This is a genomic window from Arthrobacter sp. B3I4, from assembly GCF_030816855.1.
Classification (GTDB): domain Bacteria; phylum Actinomycetota; class Actinomycetes; order Actinomycetales; family Micrococcaceae; genus Arthrobacter.
In genome coordinates this window covers 935,233-954,675 of record NZ_JAUSYK010000001.1, presented here as the reverse complement: position 1 = coordinate 954,675, position 19,443 = coordinate 935,233, and the positions used below count along the sequence as shown (strand labels likewise).

Genomic DNA, 19,443 nt, shown 5'->3' with positions numbered 1-19,443 from the left:
TATTCTTGGAAATTGCTTCTTATAAAAGATGCTCGCGTCCACTATGTAGTTCTCAAACAACAACCCCAGACCACACACCCCACACACCAGAACCCCCGCAAAAGGGGCACATCACAGTGCATGCTCGCTGCAGCCGGGAAACCAGAAACACACAAGCCCCACACCCCGCACCCCCACCCCCCGCAAAAGAGGAAGAACGCCCGGGCCATGGTCCTGTTGTCTCAGGACCCAACAGTGTGCCAAACACGAAACCGCCCCATCCCCGTCCGCACCGTTCCAGGACACCCGAACCCCGAAGGGAACGAACATGTCCGTACTGGGTGCCGGCAGAAAAACCGGCGGCCGCTATTTGCTGATATTCCACCCGTGAGCACCCGCCGCAGAACTTTCGTCTGCGCAACGGGCGTACTCCTGACAACACCACCACACAGGCACATTGGCTTGGCAGGGTTGTTGTAGGTGCTCCTTAGAAAGGAGGTGATCCAGCCGCACCTTCCGGTACGGCTACCTTGTTACGACTTAGTCCCAATCGCCAGTCCCACCTTCGACAGCTCCCTCCCACAAGGGGTTAGGCCACCGGCTTCGGGTGTTACCAACTTTCGTGACTTGACGGGCGGTGTGTACAAGGCCCGGGAACGTATTCACCGCAGCGTTGCTGATCTGCGATTACTAGCGACTCCGACTTCATGGGGTCGAGTTGCAGACCCCAATCCGAACTGAGACCGGCTTTTTGGGATTAGCTCCACCTCACAGTATCGCAACCCTTTGTACCGGCCATTGTAGCATGCGTGAAGCCCAAGACATAAGGGGCATGATGATTTGACGTCGTCCCCACCTTCCTCCGAGTTGACCCCGGCAGTCTCCCATGAGTCCCCGCCATTACGCGCTGGCAACATGGAACGAGGGTTGCGCTCGTTGCGGGACTTAACCCAACATCTCACGACACGAGCTGACGACAACCATGCACCACCTGTGAACCGGCCCCAAAGGGGAAGGACTGTTTCCAGCCCGGTCCGGCCCATGTCAAGCCTTGGTAAGGTTCTTCGCGTTGCATCGAATTAATCCGCATGCTCCGCCGCTTGTGCGGGCCCCCGTCAATTCCTTTGAGTTTTAGCCTTGCGGCCGTACTCCCCAGGCGGGGCACTTAATGCGTTAGCTACGGCGCGGAAAACGTGGAATGTCCCCCACACCTAGTGCCCAACGTTTACGGCATGGACTACCAGGGTATCTAATCCTGTTCGCTCCCCATGCTTTCGCTCCTCAGCGTCAGTTAATGCCCAGAGACCTGCCTTCGCCATCGGTGTTCCTCCTGATATCTGCGCATTTCACCGCTACACCAGGAATTCCAGTCTCCCCTACATCACTCTAGTCTGCCCGTACCCACCGCAGATCCGGAGTTGAGCCCCGGACTTTCACGGCAGACGCGACAAACCGCCTACGAGCTCTTTACGCCCAATAATTCCGGATAACGCTTGCGCCCTACGTATTACCGCGGCTGCTGGCACGTAGTTAGCCGGCGCTTCTTCTGCAGGTACCGTCACTTTCGCTTCTTCCCTACTGAAAGAGGTTTACAACCCGAAGGCCGTCATCCCTCACGCGGCGTCGCTGCATCAGGCTTGCGCCCATTGTGCAATATTCCCCACTGCTGCCTCCCGTAGGAGTCTGGGCCGTGTCTCAGTCCCAGTGTGGCCGGTCACCCTCTCAGGCCGGCTACCCGTCGTCGCCTTGGTGAGCCATTACCTCACCAACAAGCTGATAGGCCGCGAGTCCATCCAAAACCACAAAAAGCTTTCCACCCCCCACCATGCGATGAGGAGTCATATCCGGTATTAGACCCAGTTTCCCAGGCTTATCCCAGAGTTAAGGGCAGGTTACTCACGTGTTACTCACCCGTTCGCCACTAATCCCCGGTGCAAGCACCGGATCATCGTTCGACTTGCATGTGTTAAGCACGCCGCCAGCGTTCATCCTGAGCCAGGATCAAACTCTCCGTTGAAGAACAGACACAACCAAAGAACCACGGGAAAACGCGGAACCAGACTGCACAAAATTTGAAACCAGCTGTAAAAACCATGCCATCCACGGGATGGACAACACAGCCAAAACAACCAATCAATAAAACAATTGGTATCAACAAACTTGGCACACTATTGAGTTCTCAAACAACAGACTCACCCGGCACCACCCCAAACCAAAAGGTCCACGATCGCTCCGGAGCAACTTTTCAAACTTACCCGGTCCCAGCCTCCAAAGCAAATCCGGTTTCCCGGACCCGCACCAGCGGACGAACCAGCCCCGCCAAGATGTGTCGGCAAATGAATTGCCAAGTGAACTTGGTTTCGAATTATTTTGGGGGTTTGGCCGCCTCCGGTCCCCAGCCTTTTGAGCTGGTCTCCCTCGCGGCGACTTAGAAAACGATACACCCTCCAGGTGGCAATGGCAAACGTCCCCAGTCCCGGCGCTACCCCCTGCCAGGACCACTCGGGATGCGGGCCGTTCCACCCTTCCGAGCCCCGCTCAAGTGCCCGTGCAGGCCGTCGCCGCAGTCGCTCGGGACTGTACGCTCCGTCACTTTTCTGGAGGGACCGCTACCATCGAGGAGTGAGGGCAGAGCGCCGGAGCCAGATACCAGGCCTACTACACCCGCGCGTGGCCGGGCCGCCTCTCACCGGCCTCACCGAGGCGGACGTGCTGGCGCGCATCAGCAGCGGCCTGGACAACCGAACGCCCGATCAGACCAGTCGAAGCCTGTGGCAGATCTTCCGCGCCAACGTCTTGACCCTCTTCAACGCCATCGTTGGCACGAGCTTCCTTGTTCTGCTGCTTTTAGGGCGCTGGCAGGACGCCCTATTCGGGCTGGCCGCGGCGGGCAACGCCGTCATCGGAGCGGTTCAGGAATTTCGGGCCAAGAGATCCCTGGACCGGCTCGCCATCATGGATGCCCCACAGGCGCGGGTGTTGCGGGACGGAGAACTGCAGGAGATTCACGCGGACGCCGTCGTCCAGGACGACGTGCTGATCCTGCGCTCCGGCGATCAGGTAACGGCCGATGCCGCAGTGCTCGAAGCCGCAGGGCTGGAAGCGGACGAGTCCCTGCTTACCGGGGAATCGGACCCGGTGGGCAAGGACGCCGGATCAGAACTCCTTTCAGGGTCCATCATCGTGGCCGGCCATGCCAAAGCACGCGTGGTCCGGGTGGGTGCCGAAGCGTTTGCAAGTCGTCTTACGGCCGACGCGCGCCGATTCTCTCTCGTGAATTCAGAGATCCGCAACAGCCTTGACCGCGTCCTGCGCTGGATCACCTGGGCGATCGTACCTGTTGCGGTTCTCGTCGTCGTCGGAGAACTGCAGGCGCTCGGAGGCTGGCAGGACGCGTTCGCCACCGGCGCGTGGACCGTGGCCCTGGTGGGCGTCATCGCCAGCATCATCGCCATGGTGCCGCTGGGCCTCGTGCTGTTGACCAGCGTCGCCTTCGCGGTCGGCGGACTCAGGCTTGCCGCCCACAAGGTCCTGATTCAGGAGCTCGCCGCCGTCGAAGGGCTGGCCCGGGTTGACGTGTTGTGCATGGACAAGACGGGAACCCTGACCGAGGGAGGGCTTAAGTTCGAGGCGGTCTACCAGCTAACCTCAGCCCCGGACACGGGGTGGCAACACGCCCTGGGCTGGTTCGCCTCTGAACCGGAGGCTAACGCCACCGCGCGCAGCCTCGCCGTAGCCTTTGACGACGACGCCGGCTTCCAGTCGATCTCGTACGTTCCGTTCTCTTCCTCCCGCAAATGGAGCGCAGTGACGTTCTCCCGAGGCAGCGGTGCAACGCCCAGCTGGGTCTTGGGGGCGCCGGAGATGATCCTGGCTCCGGGTAGTCACGCTGACGTGCTGGAACAAGCCGGCGAGCTGGCCGGCAAAGGCCTGCGGACGTTACTCCTGGGCGCAGCAGATGGGTTGCCTGGTAAGCCCGAGACGTTGCCGGACGGGCTCCGACCGGTCGCCCTTCTGACGTTCCGGGAACAGCTACGCGGTGATGCCTTTGACACTTTGCGGTTCTTCCGCGCGGAAGGAGTTGAGGTGAAGATCATTTCCGGCGACGATCCGCGGACCGTGGCAGCCATCGCGGGGCGGGTGGGCCTGGACGTCACCGAGGGTTATGACGCACGGTCATTACCGGAGGACCCGACGCTTCTCGAAGGGGTGATGAAAAGCAATACTGTCTTCGGCCGCGTCACGCCCGATCAGAAAAGGAACATGGTTGCGGCACTGCAGCGCTTAGGACACACCGTTGCAATGACCGGGGACGGAGTTAATGACGCCCTTGCCCTTAAGGCAGCGGACCTTGGCATTGCCATGGACTCGGCGGCGCCCGCCACCAAAGCCGTGGCCCGTCTGGTCCTCCTCGATGGCCGCTTCGACCGGCTGCCGGAGGTCCTCGCGGAGGGGCGACGCGTCATCGCCAACATAGAGCGCGTCTCGAGCCTCTTCCTTAGCAAGACTGCCTACTCGATTGCCGTCGCGGTGAGTTTCGGACTGCTGCAGTGGTCCTTCCCCTTCCTGCCACGACAGTTGTCCTTTACGGACGGCCTGACTATCGGCATTCCCGCCTTCTTTTTAGCGCTGATGCCAAACGCCCGCCGGTACAGACCTGGATTCCTGCGACGGTCCCTTTGGTTTTCGGTGCCGGCCGGGCTGATCGTTGCGGCGTGTCTGCTCGCTGTCAACGGCATCGCGACGGCGGAAGCGCCTTCGGAGCCAGACGCTGCGCGTTCCGCCTCGGTGCTCACGCTTTCGTTCGTGGGGCTCTGGATCCTGGCGGCGGTTTCCCGACCACTTAACGCCGGACGGGTGGGGGTGCTGGCCGCCATGTGCGCGGCCCTCGTCATCCTCTTCAACTTTCCGTTGGCGCAGGAGTTCTTCATCCTCTCCTGGCCGCCGATCGACCTGCTGATCACTGCCGGGGCGGTCAGCGTCGGCGGCGGGCTCGCCATAGAGCTCCTGGCGCTGGTCCACCGGCGCAGGTTCCCCCGCTGACCACCGGTTCCCGACGCTCCCTCGCTCCGGCTGACTCCGGTCGGACGTTCGCTCAGTTCCGGCAGCCTCCACGGTGACGCACCTCGCGTTGGTGGTGCGGATCCTATTGTGTGGGAGGGACGGGTTCCGGGCGCCGGTGCTGAGAGGGGTGGGTCGGTGTTTTGGGGGTTAAAGAGCTCAGGCCCCGACGTGTGTCGGGGCCTGGCTGTAATGGTTGTCCGGCGGTGTCCTACTCTCCCACACCCTCCCGGGTGCAGTACCATCGGCGCTGTGGGTCTTAGCTTCCGGGTTCGGAATGGGACCGGGCGTTTCCCCCACGCTATGACCGCCGTAACCCTGTGTCCGCACCCCTGGGGGTGGGAAATCTGTGGTTACAACATGTTTCCTGCACTTGTGGTGCAGTTGTGGTGTTGTTATTCAGTTGTTGGTTCCCTTAGACAACGGTTTGTTGTTTGGGAACCACATAGTGGACGCAAGCAGTCTTGTCTCTTTCCCCCTCCTTCGTGGTGTGAACGTCTTTTGAATCCGTTCACGAAGGTGGGGTGTGTGGTGTAAGTTATCGGCCTATTAGTACCGGTCAGCTTCACGAGTCGTTAGTCCTCGCTTCCACATCCGGCCTATCAACCCAGTGGTCTGGCTGGGGGCCTCTCACACACGAGGTGTATGGAAATCTCATCTTGAAGCGAGCTTCCCGCTTAGATGCTTTCAGCGGTTATCCCATCCGAACGTAGCTAATCAGCGGTGCACTTGGCAGTACAACTGACACACCAGAGGTTCGTCCGTCCCGGTCCTCTCGTACTAAGGACAGCCCTTCTCAAATTTCCTGCGCGCGCAGCGGATAGGGACCGAACTGTCTCACGACGTTCTAAACCCAGCTCGCGTACCGCTTTAATGGGCGAACAGCCCAACCCTTGGGACCTACTCCAGCCCCAGGATGCGACGAGCCGACATCGAGGTGCCAAACCATGCCGTCGATATGGACTCTTGGGCAAGATCAGCCTGTTATCCCCGAGGTACCTTTTATCCGTTGAGCGACGGCCATTCCACAATGTACCGCCGGATCACTAGTCCCGACTTTCGTCCCTGCTCGAGATGTCTCTCTCACAGTCAAGCTCCCTTGTGCACTTACACTCGACACCTGATTGCCAACCAGGCTGAGGGAACCTTTGGGCGCCTCCGTTACTTTTTAGGAGGCAACCGCCCCAGTTAAACTACCCATCAGGCACTGTCCCTGACCCGGATTACGGGCCGAAGTTAGATGTCCAAAGTGACCAGAGTGGTATTTCAACGATGACTCCACCCGGACTGGCGTCCGGGCTTCAACGTCTCCCACCTATCCTACACAAGCCACTCCGAACACCAATACCAAACTATAGTAAAGGTCTCGGGGTCTTTCCGTCCTGCTGCGCGTAACGAGCATCTTTACTCGTACTGCAATTTCGCCGAGTTTATGGTTGAGACAGCGGGGAAGTCGTTACTCCATTCGTGCAGGTCGGAACTTACCCGACAAGGAATTTCGCTACCTTAGGATGGTTATAGTTACCACCGCCGTTTACTGGGGCTTAAATTCTCAGCTTCGCCTTGCGGCTAACCGGTCCTCTTAACCTTCCAGCACCGGGCAGGAGTCAGTCCGTATACATCGTCTTGCGACTTCGCACGGACCTGTGTTTTTAGTAAACAGTCGCTTCCCCCTGGTCTCTGCGGCCCCGCCACGCTCCGGACAGCATGTGTCCATCACGATAGGGGCCCCCCTTCTCCCGAAGTTACGGGGGCATTTTGCCGAGTTCCTTAACCATAATTCTCTCGATCGCCTTAGTATTCTCTACCTGATCACCTGTGTCGGTTTGGGGTACGGGCGGCTAAAACCTCGCGTCGATGCTTTTCTCGGCAGCATAGGATCACCGGATCCCCCCCATACGGGGGTCCCATCGGGTCTCAGGCATCATGAACGGCGGATTTGCCTACCGTTCGCCCTACATCCTTAGACCGGGGCAACCATCGCCCGGCCCGGCTACCTTCCTGCGTCACACCTGTTAATACGCTTGCCTCCCAGGATCAGGTCCCGCGCTCCACCAAAACCCTCACACCACAAGGGTGAAAAGGGCAGGTCTCGGGCGGTTAGTATCCCCTGTTCAGCATGGGCGGTTTTTCGCCGGTACGGGAATATCAACCCGTTGTCCATCGACTACGCCTGTCGGCCTCGCCTTAGGTCCCGACTTACCCAGGGCAGATTAGCTTGACCCTGGAACCCTTGATCATTCGGCGGACGGGTTTCTCACCCGTCTTTCGCTACTCATGCCTGCATTCTCACTCGTGTAGGCTCCACCGCTGGTTTACACCGCGACTTCACTGCCCACACGACGCTCCCCTACCCATCCAGACGCCTGAACCACAAGGGCTTAGCAAAAATCTGAATGCCACAACTTCGGCGGTGTACTTGAGCCCCGCTACATTGTCGGCGCGGAATCACTTGACCAGTGAGCTATTACGCACTCTTTTAAGGATGGCTGCTTCTAAGCCAACCTCCTGGTTGTCTTCGCAACTCCACATCCTTTCCCACTTAGCACACGCTTAGGGGCCTTAGTTGGTGGTCTGGGCTGTTTCCCTCTCGACTATGAAGCTTATCCCCCACAGTCTCACTGCTGCGCTCTCACTTACCGGCATTCGGAGTTTGGCTGACGTCAGTAACCTTGTAGGGCCCATTAGCCATCCAGTAGCTCTACCTCCGGTAAGAAACACGCAACGCTGCACCTAAATGCATTTCGGGGAGAACCAGCTATCACGAAGTTTGATTGGCCTTTCACCCCTACCCACAGCTCATCCCCTCCATTTTCAACTGAAGTGGGTTCGGTCCTCCACGACGTCTTACCGTCGCTTCAACCTGGCCATGGGTAGATCACTTCGCTTCGGGTCTAGATCACGCCACTGCAACGCCCTGTTCAGACTCGCTTTCGCTACGGCTTCCCCACACGGGTTAACCTCGCGACGTAACACTAACTCGCAGGCTCATTCTTCAAAAGGCACGCCGTCACAACTACAAGGCTGCTCCGACGGATTGTAAGCACACGGTTTCAGGTACTGTTTCACTCCCCTCCCGGGGTACTTTTCACCTTTCCCTCACGGTACTGGTCCGCTATCGGTCATTAGGGAGTATTTAGGCTTATCAGGTGGTCCTGACAGATTCACACGGGATTTCTCGGGCCCCGTGCTACTTGGGATACTCTCCGGGCGGCATGACAACATTTCGGTTACGGGGCTCACACCCTCTCTGGCCGGCCTTTCAAGACCGTTCACCTATGCCCATGCAACACACCCCACTGTCCCGGCAGAGACAGAACGGAAAGTCCCACAACCCCGACCATGCAACGCCCGCCGGCTATCACACATGGAACGGTTTAGCCTGATCCGCGTTCGCTCGCCACTACTAACGGAATCACTATTGTTTTCTCTTCCTGCGGGTACTGAGATGTTTCACTTCCCCGCGTTCCCTCCACGCACCCTATGTGTTCAGATGCGGGTCACCAGGTCACTCGCGCGCCTGGCGGGGTTTCCCCATTCGGACACCCTGGGATCACAGTCCGGTTATCGACTCCCCCAGGCTTATCGCAGATTCCTACGTCCTTCTTCGGCTCCTAATGCCAAGGCATCCACCGTGTGCTCTTAAAAACTTGACCACAAAAGATCAATCAGTAATTTTCGAGAGAACCATGAAAACCACCGCCCCGCCCCAAAGGACAGAAACGACAGATCCAGGTTCATATTCTTGGAAATTGCTTCTTATAAAAGATGCTCGCGTCCACTATGTAGTTCTCAAACAACAACCCCAGACCACACACCCCACACACCAGAACCCCCGCAAAAGGGGCACATCACAGTGCATGCTCGCTGCAGCCGGGAAACCAGAAACACACAAGCCCCACACCCCGCACCCCCACCCCCCGCAAAAGAGGAAGAACGCACAGGCCATGGTCCTGTTGTCTCAGGACCCAACAGTGTGCCAAACACGAAACCGCCCCATCCCCGTCCGCACCGTTCCAGGACACCCGAACCCCGAAGGGAACGAACATGTCCGTACTGGGTGCCGGCAGAAAAACCGGCGGCCGCTATTTGCTGATATTCCACCCGTGAGCACCCGCCGCAGAACTTTCGTCTGCGCAACGGGCGTACTCCTGACAACACCACCACACAGGCACATTGGCTTGGCAGGGTTGTTGTAGGTGCTCCTTAGAAAGGAGGTGATCCAGCCGCACCTTCCGGTACGGCTACCTTGTTACGACTTAGTCCCAATCGCCAGTCCCACCTTCGACAGCTCCCTCCCACAAGGGGTTAGGCCACCGGCTTCGGGTGTTACCAACTTTCGTGACTTGACGGGCGGTGTGTACAAGGCCCGGGAACGTATTCACCGCAGCGTTGCTGATCTGCGATTACTAGCGACTCCGACTTCATGGGGTCGAGTTGCAGACCCCAATCCGAACTGAGACCGGCTTTTTGGGATTAGCTCCACCTCACAGTATCGCAACCCTTTGTACCGGCCATTGTAGCATGCGTGAAGCCCAAGACATAAGGGGCATGATGATTTGACGTCGTCCCCACCTTCCTCCGAGTTGACCCCGGCAGTCTCCCATGAGTCCCCGCCATTACGCGCTGGCAACATGGAACGAGGGTTGCGCTCGTTGCGGGACTTAACCCAACATCTCACGACACGAGCTGACGACAACCATGCACCACCTGTGAACCGGCCCCAAAGGGGAAGGACTGTTTCCAGCCCGGTCCGGCCCATGTCAAGCCTTGGTAAGGTTCTTCGCGTTGCATCGAATTAATCCGCATGCTCCGCCGCTTGTGCGGGCCCCCGTCAATTCCTTTGAGTTTTAGCCTTGCGGCCGTACTCCCCAGGCGGGGCACTTAATGCGTTAGCTACGGCGCGGAAAACGTGGAATGTCCCCCACACCTAGTGCCCAACGTTTACGGCATGGACTACCAGGGTATCTAATCCTGTTCGCTCCCCATGCTTTCGCTCCTCAGCGTCAGTTAATGCCCAGAGACCTGCCTTCGCCATCGGTGTTCCTCCTGATATCTGCGCATTTCACCGCTACACCAGGAATTCCAGTCTCCCCTACATCACTCTAGTCTGCCCGTACCCACCGCAGATCCGGAGTTGAGCCCCGGACTTTCACGGCAGACGCGACAAACCGCCTACGAGCTCTTTACGCCCAATAATTCCGGATAACGCTTGCGCCCTACGTATTACCGCGGCTGCTGGCACGTAGTTAGCCGGCGCTTCTTCTGCAGGTACCGTCACTTTCGCTTCTTCCCTACTGAAAGAGGTTTACAACCCGAAGGCCGTCATCCCTCACGCGGCGTCGCTGCATCAGGCTTGCGCCCATTGTGCAATATTCCCCACTGCTGCCTCCCGTAGGAGTCTGGGCCGTGTCTCAGTCCCAGTGTGGCCGGTCACCCTCTCAGGCCGGCTACCCGTCGTCGCCTTGGTGAGCCATTACCTCACCAACAAGCTGATAGGCCGCGAGTCCATCCAAAACCACAAAAAGCTTTCCACCCCCCACCATGCGATGAGGAGTCATATCCGGTATTAGACCCAGTTTCCCAGGCTTATCCCAGAGTTAAGGGCAGGTTACTCACGTGTTACTCACCCGTTCGCCACTAATCCCCCCAGCAAGCTGGAGATCATCGTTCGACTTGCATGTGTTAAGCACGCCGCCAGCGTTCATCCTGAGCCAGGATCAAACTCTCCGTTGAAGAACAGACACAACCAAAGAACCACGGGAAAACGCGGAACCAGGCTGCACAAAATTTGAAACCAGCTGTAAAAACCATGCCATCCACGGGATGGACAACACAGCCAAAACAACCAATCAATAAAACAATTGGTATCAACAAACTTGGCACACTATTGAGTTCTCAAACAACAGACACACCCGGCACCACCACAACCTCAGCCGTGGATCGCTCCGGAGCAACTTTTCAAACTTACCCGAGTCCGAACCACTTTGCAAACCGGCGTATTCGCCGAATTCCAAAGCATCGAAAGGGTCCCCACCCAAAAACCGGCGCAGAAATCCGCACCATTTTCAGGCCATTCAAAGAGGGGGTCGGTCGCTATCTTTCCGCTTCAGCGGCGGCGACTCGAACAACTTTACACACGAACCCCCGCCCACACAAATCCACCCTCCAGGGGCCTCCCCCACCGCCACAACCCCGCAACGGCGCCGAATCCCTGGTCCCGGGGGTGCAGAAGGCCGGATTCGGCGTCGAAAGCGGCCGGTGTGGGCACCGTCACCGATGCGGGAACCAAGCAGCCCGGCGGCAGGCAGGCGCACCTGCGACTCCACCGCGGCCCCTGGCGTAAACGCAAAGAGGGCCGGCAACCCATCGGTTGCCGGCCCTCTTTCAAGCCACTGGACTCAGGAGTGCTGAATTACCAGGAAGACTTCGTGATGCCCGGGAGCTCACCGCGGTGAGCCATGTCGCGGAAGCGAACACGGGAGATACCGAACTTCTGGAACGTACCGCGGGGGCGGCCGTCGATGATGTCGCGGTTACGCAAACGCACCGGCGAAGCGTTGCGGGGAAGCTTCTGCAGGCCGAGGCGTGCTGCTTCACGTGCTTCATCGGTCGAGTTGGGGTCAACCAGAGCCTTCTTCAGTTCGAGGCGCTTTGCAGCGTAACGCTCGACGATGACTTTACGCTGTTCGTTCTTAGCGATCATTGACTTCTTAGCCATGTGTTTAGCGCTCCTCTCGGAATTCGACGTGCTGGCGGATTTTCGGATCGTACTTCCGCAGGACCATGCGGTCCGGGTCGTTACGACGGTTCTTGCGCGTCACGTAGGTGTAGCCCGTGCCCGCGGTCGACTTGAGCTTGATGATCGGACGTACGTCCTTGTCCTTTGCCACTAGAGCTTCACTCCTCGTGCCAGGATGGCGGCGACGACAACGTCGATGCCGCGTACGTCGATGGTCTTGATGCCACGTGCAGAGACCTGCAGGGTGACGTTACGGCGCAGGGACGGAACCCAATAGCGCTTCTTCTGGATGTTCGGGTCGAACCGGCGCTTGTTGCGGCGGTGCGAGTGCGAAATGCTGTGTCCAAAGCCCGGCTCGGCTCCGGTCACCTGGCAGTGTGCTGCCATGACGACTCTCCTCATGAATGAAATGAAACGGCTGGCGGATTTCCCCCTAACCGTGCGATAGGCAGCGTCCGGATCCAGCCCCACCCCGTCCTGGTGCCGCCGACAACCGGTTGAACCAGCTGCAGCAACTGCGGCGAACGAGTGGGTCCCGGGCCACCTGCGGTGACTACCATGGGCAGTCACTGCGGCACCGGATTTCTGGGCGAATACAGGAATGCGCGCAACTTGAGCCCCTAACTACCGGCCGCCGGAGTCCCTGCTTCGCAGTGATTTTCCGCCAACCGGAGCAATTGCACACGCTCCGCGCCACCTAGCGCCTACCAAGTCTACGAGCTTGGCGTTTTAAAGACCAATCCGGGCTTGAAGGGTGTATAAGCCCCGCCATCGGACCCGCAGGCAAATCATATGCGGGACGCAGTCCGTTCACAGCGAAATGATAGGCAACGGGAAGACTCTGGATACATGAACCCGTCGAACCAGACCGCCCTGCACCCCGCGGCCCCGCGGGTCATTGCTGCCGGGAACCCCTTCAAGGAACAGCACCGCAAGCGGATGCGAAGAGTTGATCTCCTCACCGTGGTCGCGTGGGCGTCCGTTGCCGGCGCCTTGGCGTTGTGGCTGGCCGACGGCGGTGCCGACGGTTTCTCAAGCCCCGCCGGCGCCTTCGCCGCGGCGGGTATTGTTGCAGGTCTCGCCGGTATGGACCTGGTGCTGCTCATGTTGCTCCTCGCGGCACGTCTTCCGATCATTGACGGCGCGCTCGGACATGACCGTGCGCTTGAGTTCCACCGCAAGCTCGGCAAACCTTCGCTGTACCTTTTGCTGGCGCACGGGGTCCTGCTCGCCGTCGGCTATGGGCTGGCCGAAGGGCTGGATCCTGTCAGTGAGGCGGTAGCACTCTGGGTCCAGGTTCCCGATATGTGGCTTGCCTATGTGTCCACCGTGTTGTTTGTCGCCGTCGTCGTCACCTCCCTGGTGGCCGTGCGGCGTCGTTTTCCCTACGAGTTCTGGTACGCCATCCACCTGCTCACCTACGCCGCCGTGCTGACTTCTTTGCCGCACCAGTTCAGCGTGGGCGGGCTCTTCGCCGAAGGAACGTGGCAGCGCTGGTACTGGCTGGCGGTTTGCATCGGAACAGGAGCTGCGCTGGCGCACTATCGAGTCCTTGAGCCGATCGTCGCTACGGTCCGGCACCAGTTGCGGATCACCCGGGTGACGGCCGCGGGGCACGGCGTGGTGAGCGTCGAGATGGCGGGACGGCATCTCGACGAGCTGAGCGGCAGCGGTGGCCGGTTCTTCATCTGGCGGTTCCTCGCCCCAGGGCAGTGGTGGCACCCGCACCCGTTCAGCCTCTCCGCTGAGCCGGGGCTGTTCGACGGCGGGGGCCGGCTGCGGATCACGGTTCGCAACCTGGGCCGGGGCTCCGCCAGCCTGGCCCGGCTGAAGCCCGGCACCAGGGTAGCGATTGAAGGACCCTATGGCCTGTTCAGCACCGCATCCCGCAGCCGCCGTCATCTCGTGCTGATCGGTGCAGGCATCGGCATCACCCCCATCCGTGCCCTGCTGGAGAGCACTCCCTTCGCACCCGGCGATGCGACCGTAATTCTCCGCGGCCACAACCAGTCCGGGCTTTATCTCGCCGACGAAATCCTTGAGCTTTGCCAGCGCCGTGGCGCGACGCTTTTCCATCTGACCGGTCGGCGGCCCCCGGGCAGGCAGACCTGGCTGCCCGAGAGCGAGGCCCGTTCCGGGTACCGGCTGGCGAGCTACTCACCAAACCTGGCCGACGCCGATGTCTTCGTCTGCGGGCCCGCCGGCTGGGCGCAAAGCGTGCTCGACGACGCCCGCCGGGCCGGTGTGCGGAAAGAGCAACTCCACTACGAAAGGTTCGACTGGTGAGAATCCGCGCAGTAGTTTCAGCAGCCCTGGCCTCGGCCGGAATCCTTTTCGCCGGCTGGCAGTCGGGAGCCCACGTGGCGGAGACGGCCGGTGCCGGCGCCGCGGCCGGCTCCTCCGGGGCGACAGCCGCCAGGAACGGGACCGCCGGAACTCCGGGATCATCGGCATCCACGGGATCCACGGGATCCACGGGGTCGTCGGGATCCACGGGGACCGCCGGGTCATCCAATTCATCCCCGTCCTCGGGTTCGGCCGCAAAGGCCGGTGGAACCTTTACCGGCGATGTCGTGCAGACCCGCTTCGGGTCGGTCGAGGTCCAGGTCACGGTGAAGTCGGGGACCATCACGGACGTTACCGCTCTGCAGCTCACGGATGAGGACCGGAAATCTGCGCAGATCAGCAAGCGCGCTGCCCCGCTGCTGCGCGCGGAGGTCCTTAAGGCCCAATCAGCCGACGTGCAGACCATCAGCGGCGCCACGGTAACCAGCGAGGCCTACCTGACCTCGCTCCAGGCGGCCCTCGATGCGGCCAACTTCTGAGCTCCGCCAGCCAATGCTGAAAGCAAGGACCTTCCGGTGCATGGGCACGGTCATCAGCCTTACCGTGCCGGCCCCTGCAGGAGGCTGGACCGCCGCTGCAGAGGCCGCGCTGGACGCCGCAACGGCTGCCGTCGAACGGCTCTTCCAGGCACTCGACAGCCGTTTCAGTCTCTACCGGCCCGAGTCTGAGGCCAGCCGGCTGGCGCGCCGAGAACTGTCCATGCGGGAAAGTTCGCAGGAATTCCGTGACCGCTACGCCGAGGCCAATGAGTGGCGCCTCCTCACTCAGGGGTCGTTCACGCCGGAGCGGCCGGACGGCGTGCCCGATCTGTCCGGCCTGGTCAAAGGGGCCGCGATCCGCGAGGCCGGGGCTGCGCTTGAGTTGCTGGGGCTGGCCGACTGGTGCCTGAACGCAGGCGGCGATGTACTCGTCGGGGGCTCACCCATCCCGGGCGGCGGCGCGCCGTGGCAAGCGGGAATCGTCGATCCGCAGGACCGCGCGGCGCTGATCGCCGCCTGTCCGCTCGGCGGCGGCGGAGCCAGCGGCCGCGGTGCCAGCGTCGGCACCGGCGGCACCAGGACCGGCTGGGCGGCGTTGGCTACCTCCGGCTCCGCCGAACGCGGCGACCATATCTGGACCAGCAGCGCCGGTGTCAGCGAATTCCTTCAGGTCTCCGTTGCCGCCGCGGACATCGTGACCGCAGACGTACTGGCAACAGCCGTCATCGCCGGCGGAATGAGCATGCTCAACCGCGCGACAGACCACTGGGACATCGAGGTGCTTGCCGTGCAGAACGACGGCGGCATCGTGGCGAGCTCCGGTTTCCGCGCCTAAGCCGGGAGGGCTTGGCAGCCGCAACCCTACCGTCGTGCCTGCGGCCGCTGCGGCCGTCCGGTCAGAGGCGGGTGAGCTGGGCGTAGCGCGGGGAAAGTCCGTCGCCGGAGGACCTGCCGGTGAGGCGGCGCGCCACCCAGGGCCCGGCGAACTCGCGCACCCACCGGGCGTTGGCCCGGATCGCCTCGGAGCGGCTGAGTTCCGGGACCGGCGTCATCGGCGGGACATCGATCGAGTGGTCGTGCTCCAGCACAGTGAGCACCCGCTTGGCCATGTTCGCGTGGCCGGCCGCGGACATGTGCATACGGTCGGTCCCCCACATGCCCCAGTCGTAGTACTCACTGAACCGCCAGTAGTCCACCAGCAGGGCGCCGTGGTCCCCGGCGATGCCGCGGACGAGTTCGTTATAGATGGCGGTTCGGCCGCGCATGGTCCCGAAGACCTTGGACCCCCGCGCGTCGAAGCCCGTGAACATCACCACGGTGGCGCCGGTGGCCTTGAGTTTGCGGATTCCAGCGTCGTATTCCACCAGCAGATCATCGATGTCCACCTTCGGGCGGAGGATGTCATTTGCGCCCGCGTAAATGGTCACCAGCGTGGGGTCGAGCGCGACGGCGGCGTCCACCTGCTCAGCCATAATCTGGCGCAGCTTCCGTCCGCGGATGGCGAGGTTGGCGTAGCCGAAATCCGGGTCGGCGGCGCCCAGCTGCTCAGCAACACGGTCCGCCCAGCCGCGCACTCCGTTGGGGCGGTTCGGATCGTCGTCGCCCACTCCTTCCGTGAAGGAATCTCCGAGGGCAACGTAGCGGGTGGTGAAATTCATGGGTCTAGTCTGCCAGTCGTTGCCAAAAGCAACCAAGCGGTCTGGAGCCCCGGCACCCGTTATTCGCGGATCCGGACGGCCGTTTCGCGCAGGTACTGTTCCACCCGCGTGTACGCATCCCGGGTCAGCGCCTTCCAGAGCGCGACGGCCAGGCGCGGGTCGGCTACTTCCAGCTCCGAAATTGCCTCCGCGCTGAGCACCATGACCTCCACCGGGCCCACCGCCCGGACGGTGGTTTCCTGCCGGTTCCCGCTGCCCAGCGCCAGCTCGCCAAAGGTCATGCCGGCACTGAGGGTGTTCAGCTTCACCCGGTCCGCCGTGGGCCCCGGGGAGGTGCTGCTGACCTGTCCGGAGGTGATGAAGTAGACACCGCCGAAGCGCAGCCCGACGCGCCGGATGACGTCGCCGTCGGCATAGGATTTCGGGGTCATCAGTGCTTCCAGCGCCACGGCATCGGCTTCCTCCAGCGGCGCCAGCGCCGGTGAGGCCGTGACCGGAACGTGGTCCGGAAGCAGCAGGTGGGTACCATAGCGCTCCAGCAGGCGGTTTTCGCAGTATTCGACGGCGGCACTGCGCGTAGCGAAGGAAGTCACCGGGCGCCTGGCAGACGTTCCCAGCGCCTCCGTTACTGACCCGTCCCCCTCGACCAGCACTAGTTCGCGGCCCGAGTCGGCCATCCCCTTCCTGATTCTGGCCAGCGTGCGCACGGCAACGTCGCTCACTTGGTCGGTGCGGCGCAAGTCCAGGACCACTAGCTCGACGTCGTCCGCCAGGCTGCTGAGTTCGCGCACCATGGATTCGGTGCCGGCGAAATGGAGGTCGCCGTTGACCTCGATTACCCGGGCCCGGTCCCCGTGGTTGCGAAGGACATCAGCCGCCTCGTCGTTGCGGCGGATGCCTGAGGGCGTCTCGGTGACGTCATATGCGGCGAGGATGGCGGAGCGGCCCGTGCGGGCGGCCCGGACGAAGTGAAGTTCCATGTCCCGGGAGAGACGCTGGGCGGTTGCGAGGCCGCGCACGCTGGTACCGTGTTCATCCAGCGGCGGCGAATAGACCGCCAGTCCCACCTGGCCGGGCAGTACAGCGAGGATGCCGCCGGCCACCCCGCTTTTGCCGGGCATCCCGACACTGCTGATCCAGGCACCGGCGTCGTCATACATGCCCGAGGTCATCATGACGGACAGCACGCGTTCCACCGATCCGATCTCCAGCACCTGCTTGCCGCTGAGCGGATTCCTTCCGCTGTTGGCGAGGGTGGCGGCCATGATCGAGAGATCGAAGCAGTTCACCAGAACGGAGCATTGGCGGAAATAGTCCGACAGGACCGGCGCCGGATCGTCTTCAATGATGTTGAAGGAACGCAGCAAGTGGGCGAGCGCTGTGTTGCGGTGGCCGTGCTTGAGCTCGGAGTCGAAGATCTTTTCGCTGACTGAGAGCTGGCGGCCGGCGAAAGCAGAGTATGTGCTGAGGATCCGTTTGAAACTGGACTGGCCGCCGGATCCGCGGATCAATGAGGTGGCGGTGAGGGCGCCGGCGTTGATCATCGCGTTGGCCGGCCGGCCCGTCCCTTCGGCCAGCGAAATCTCGTTGAACGGGTCACCCGAGGGTTCCACATCCACTTTGGCGTCCACGGCCTCCGCGCCGAGATCCTCGAGGGCCAGCCCGTAGGTGAAGGGCTTGGAGATGGACTGGATGGTGAATTCCTCGCGGGTGTCCCCGATTTCGTACACTTTGCCGTCGACCGTGGCTAGGGCGATGCCGAAGTTGTCCGGGTCCACACTGGCCATGGCCGGAATGGTGCTGTAGGGCTTGCCGTCCTTGAGCTCGGCGATCTCGGCGTGGATCTGGCGCAGGTAGCTGTCGATCGGCGATTCCATACGGCCAACACTAGGCGACCCTGGTGGCACGGCAGCCCTTGGGGCATCAGGCCGGCTTGCTCTCCCGCAGGATCCAGTGGTCTTTGTCCAGGCGGCCCACGACTTTCTCGCCGATCCGGGCGAGGTGCGCGATGTCCTCCGCGTCCAGGGCGTCCAGGAACAGTGCCCGGACGGCTTCCACATGCGCCGGGGCCAGCCCCTCAATGGTGGCCATTCCGGTCTCAGTGAGGTGCGCGGTGGTGACGCGGGCGTCACCGGGATGCGGCCGCCGTTCCAGCCAGCCGCGCTTTTGGAGTTTGGTCACCACGTGCGAGAGGCGGGACAGCGAAGCACTGGTGCGCGCCGCGAGTTCACTCATGGGAAGATACCGGCCTTCCGCTTCTGAGAGCATGGCAAGGACGTTGTAGTCGAACAACGAGAGTCTCCCGGCCGCGTGCAGCTGCGTGTCCAGGGCGGCGGGGAGCAGCGTGTTGATACTGAGCTGGGCCAGCCAGGCCCGGCGCTCGTCGGCGTTGAGCCAGCGCGGTTCGGTCATTGCTCCATTCTAGGAGGCGGGATGCTTGATGATTCAACCCTCAACGGCGTTCTGCGGCCCCGCCGGCCCGCTGCTGGCGGGGTACGCTGGCGCTATGTACGTAGTCTCCCTGACTTACAAGGTGCCCGAAGAGATCGTCGACTTCCACCTCCCTGCGCATGTCGCCTGGCTGCAGGACGCCTTCGACCGCGGAATTTTCATGGTGGCGGGACGCAAAATCCCCCGGACCGGCGCTCTTCTGTTGTCCAACGCCGACCGTGCCGACCTGGACGCGGCGTTGGCGAAGGACCCGTTCTACGTCAACGGGGTGGCGGAGTTCGACGTCGAGGAGTTCCACGCCAGCCGGGTCGCACCGGGGTACGAGAACCTGCTGGACGGGTAGCGCGCCGGCTGGACGGGCAGCTTAGCCGGGCGCTTTCAATCCGCCCTTGCAGGGCACCTGCACACGGCCGTCTTCGCGGCGCAAAACTGGACAGGTACTTCTGCGTTTGCAAGGATGGCGGAGCCGGGCGCATCGGACCCGGCGTCCTAAGGGACCTGGTACCGACACGGAAGTGAGCGTGGGCATCATGATGATTGCTCTTGCCACAGTCAGCGGGGTGGCCGCTCTGGCCTGCTGCGCGCCCGCACAGTCGCCAGCCCGTTCCTTGACACCCGGCCCTGCCGCGGCCTAGCGCCCCCGCAGTCCCGGACCGTACCGGAAATCACGGTTAGCGGCCGCCTGCCCGCCTCCCCGATTCCCCCGCGCGCAGTCCCGCGGGGCCGG

The 19,443-nt window shown here is 61.7% G+C and carries 11 protein-coding genes and 4 rRNA genes; 5 read left to right on the top strand and 10 right to left on the bottom strand.

What is annotated here, in order from left to right; genetic code table 11:
* Nucleotides 1-470 precede the first annotated feature (470 nt).
* A 16S ribosomal RNA gene (locus tag QFZ61_RS04520) occupies nucleotides 471-1,996 on the bottom strand.
* 653 nt (nucleotides 1,997-2,649) lie between these two features.
* Between QFZ61_RS04520 and QFZ61_RS04515 the strand changes: the two genes are divergently transcribed.
* Nucleotides 2,650-5,022, top strand: a complete 2,373-nt coding sequence (locus QFZ61_RS04515; RefSeq protein ID WP_307033699.1) for an HAD-IC family P-type ATPase — start codon at nucleotides 2,650-2,652, stop codon at nucleotides 5,020-5,022.
* Nucleotides 5,023-5,238: 216 nt separating this feature from the next.
* Here QFZ61_RS04515 and rrf read toward each other — a convergent pair.
* The 6 genes from rrf to rpmB form a co-directional block, all read right to left on the bottom strand.
* A 5S ribosomal RNA gene (rrf, locus tag QFZ61_RS04510) occupies nucleotides 5,239-5,355 on the bottom strand.
* Nucleotides 5,356-5,568: 213 nt separating this feature from the next.
* Nucleotides 5,569-8,696, bottom strand: a 23S ribosomal RNA gene (locus tag QFZ61_RS04505).
* Nucleotides 8,697-9,250: 554 nt separating this feature from the next.
* Nucleotides 9,251-10,776, bottom strand: a 16S ribosomal RNA gene (locus QFZ61_RS04500).
* Together the 16S, 23S and 5S rRNA genes form the textbook arrangement of a ribosomal RNA operon.
* Before the next feature lie 679 nt (nucleotides 10,777-11,455).
* Entirely contained in the window at nucleotides 11,456-11,761 is a 306-nt protein-coding gene (rpsN, locus tag QFZ61_RS04495; protein WP_043485315.1) for a 30S ribosomal protein S14, read from the bottom strand.
* 4 nt (nucleotides 11,762-11,765) lie between these two features.
* Nucleotides 11,766-11,933 carry a 50S ribosomal protein L33 gene (gene rpmG, locus QFZ61_RS04490; RefSeq protein ID WP_056737121.1) on the bottom strand — a complete coding sequence of 56 codons (168 nt, stop codon included), beginning with the start codon at nucleotides 11,931-11,933 and terminating at the stop codon, nucleotides 11,766-11,768.
* Nucleotides 11,933-12,169 carry a 50S ribosomal protein L28 gene (gene rpmB / locus QFZ61_RS04485; protein ID WP_011693744.1) on the bottom strand — a complete coding sequence of 79 codons (237 nt, stop codon included), beginning with the start codon at nucleotides 12,167-12,169 and terminating at the stop codon, nucleotides 11,933-11,935. The genes rpmG and rpmB overlap by 1 nt, the downstream gene beginning before the upstream one ends.
* A 462-nt stretch (nucleotides 12,170-12,631) precedes the next feature.
* Between rpmB and QFZ61_RS04480 the strand changes: the two genes are divergently transcribed.
* Genes QFZ61_RS04480 through QFZ61_RS04470 form a run of 3 tightly spaced genes read left to right on the top strand, consistent with a single transcriptional unit; the run spans nucleotide 12,632 to nucleotide 15,442 of the window.
* Complete coding sequence (locus QFZ61_RS04480) at nucleotides 12,632-14,068, top strand: ferredoxin reductase family protein (protein WP_307033697.1); 1,437 nt, start codon at nucleotides 12,632-12,634, stop codon at nucleotides 14,066-14,068.
* Nucleotides 14,065-14,607 carry an FMN-binding protein gene (locus QFZ61_RS04475; RefSeq protein WP_307033695.1) on the top strand — a complete coding sequence of 181 codons (543 nt, stop codon included), beginning with the start codon at nucleotides 14,065-14,067 and terminating at the stop codon, nucleotides 14,605-14,607. The genes QFZ61_RS04480 and QFZ61_RS04475 overlap by 4 nt, the downstream gene beginning before the upstream one ends.
* A gap of 40 nt (nucleotides 14,608-14,647) precedes the next feature.
* Nucleotides 14,648-15,442 (top strand): FAD:protein FMN transferase, encoded by a 795-nt coding sequence (locus QFZ61_RS04470; RefSeq protein ID WP_307033694.1) that lies wholly within the window; start codon nucleotides 14,648-14,650, stop codon nucleotides 15,440-15,442.
* Between the two features lie 61 nt (nucleotides 15,443-15,503).
* Here QFZ61_RS04470 and QFZ61_RS04465 read toward each other — a convergent pair whose 3' ends face one another.
* The 3 genes from QFZ61_RS04465 to QFZ61_RS04455 are packed head-to-tail and all read right to left on the bottom strand — an operon-like array spanning nucleotide 15,504 to nucleotide 18,677.
* The gene (locus QFZ61_RS04465) at nucleotides 15,504-16,265 is read right to left on the bottom strand and encodes an SGNH/GDSL hydrolase family protein (RefSeq protein WP_307033692.1); all 762 of its coding nucleotides are present in this window, start codon (nucleotides 16,263-16,265) and stop codon (nucleotides 15,504-15,506) included.
* Between the two features lie 59 nt (nucleotides 16,266-16,324).
* Entirely contained in the window at nucleotides 16,325-18,142 is a 1,818-nt protein-coding gene (gene glsA / locus QFZ61_RS04460; protein WP_307033690.1) for a glutaminase A, read from the bottom strand.
* Nucleotides 18,143-18,188: 46 nt separating this feature from the next.
* Complete coding sequence (locus QFZ61_RS04455) at nucleotides 18,189-18,677, bottom strand: MarR family winged helix-turn-helix transcriptional regulator (RefSeq protein WP_307033688.1); 489 nt, start codon at nucleotides 18,675-18,677, stop codon at nucleotides 18,189-18,191.
* 94 nt (nucleotides 18,678-18,771) lie between these two features.
* On the opposite strand from QFZ61_RS04455, the gene QFZ61_RS04450 reads away from it, so the two are divergent.
* Nucleotides 18,772-19,059 (top strand): YciI family protein, encoded by a 288-nt coding sequence (locus QFZ61_RS04450; protein ID WP_307033686.1) that lies wholly within the window; start codon nucleotides 18,772-18,774, stop codon nucleotides 19,057-19,059.
* The last annotated feature ends 384 nt before the right edge of the window (nucleotides 19,060-19,443 follow it).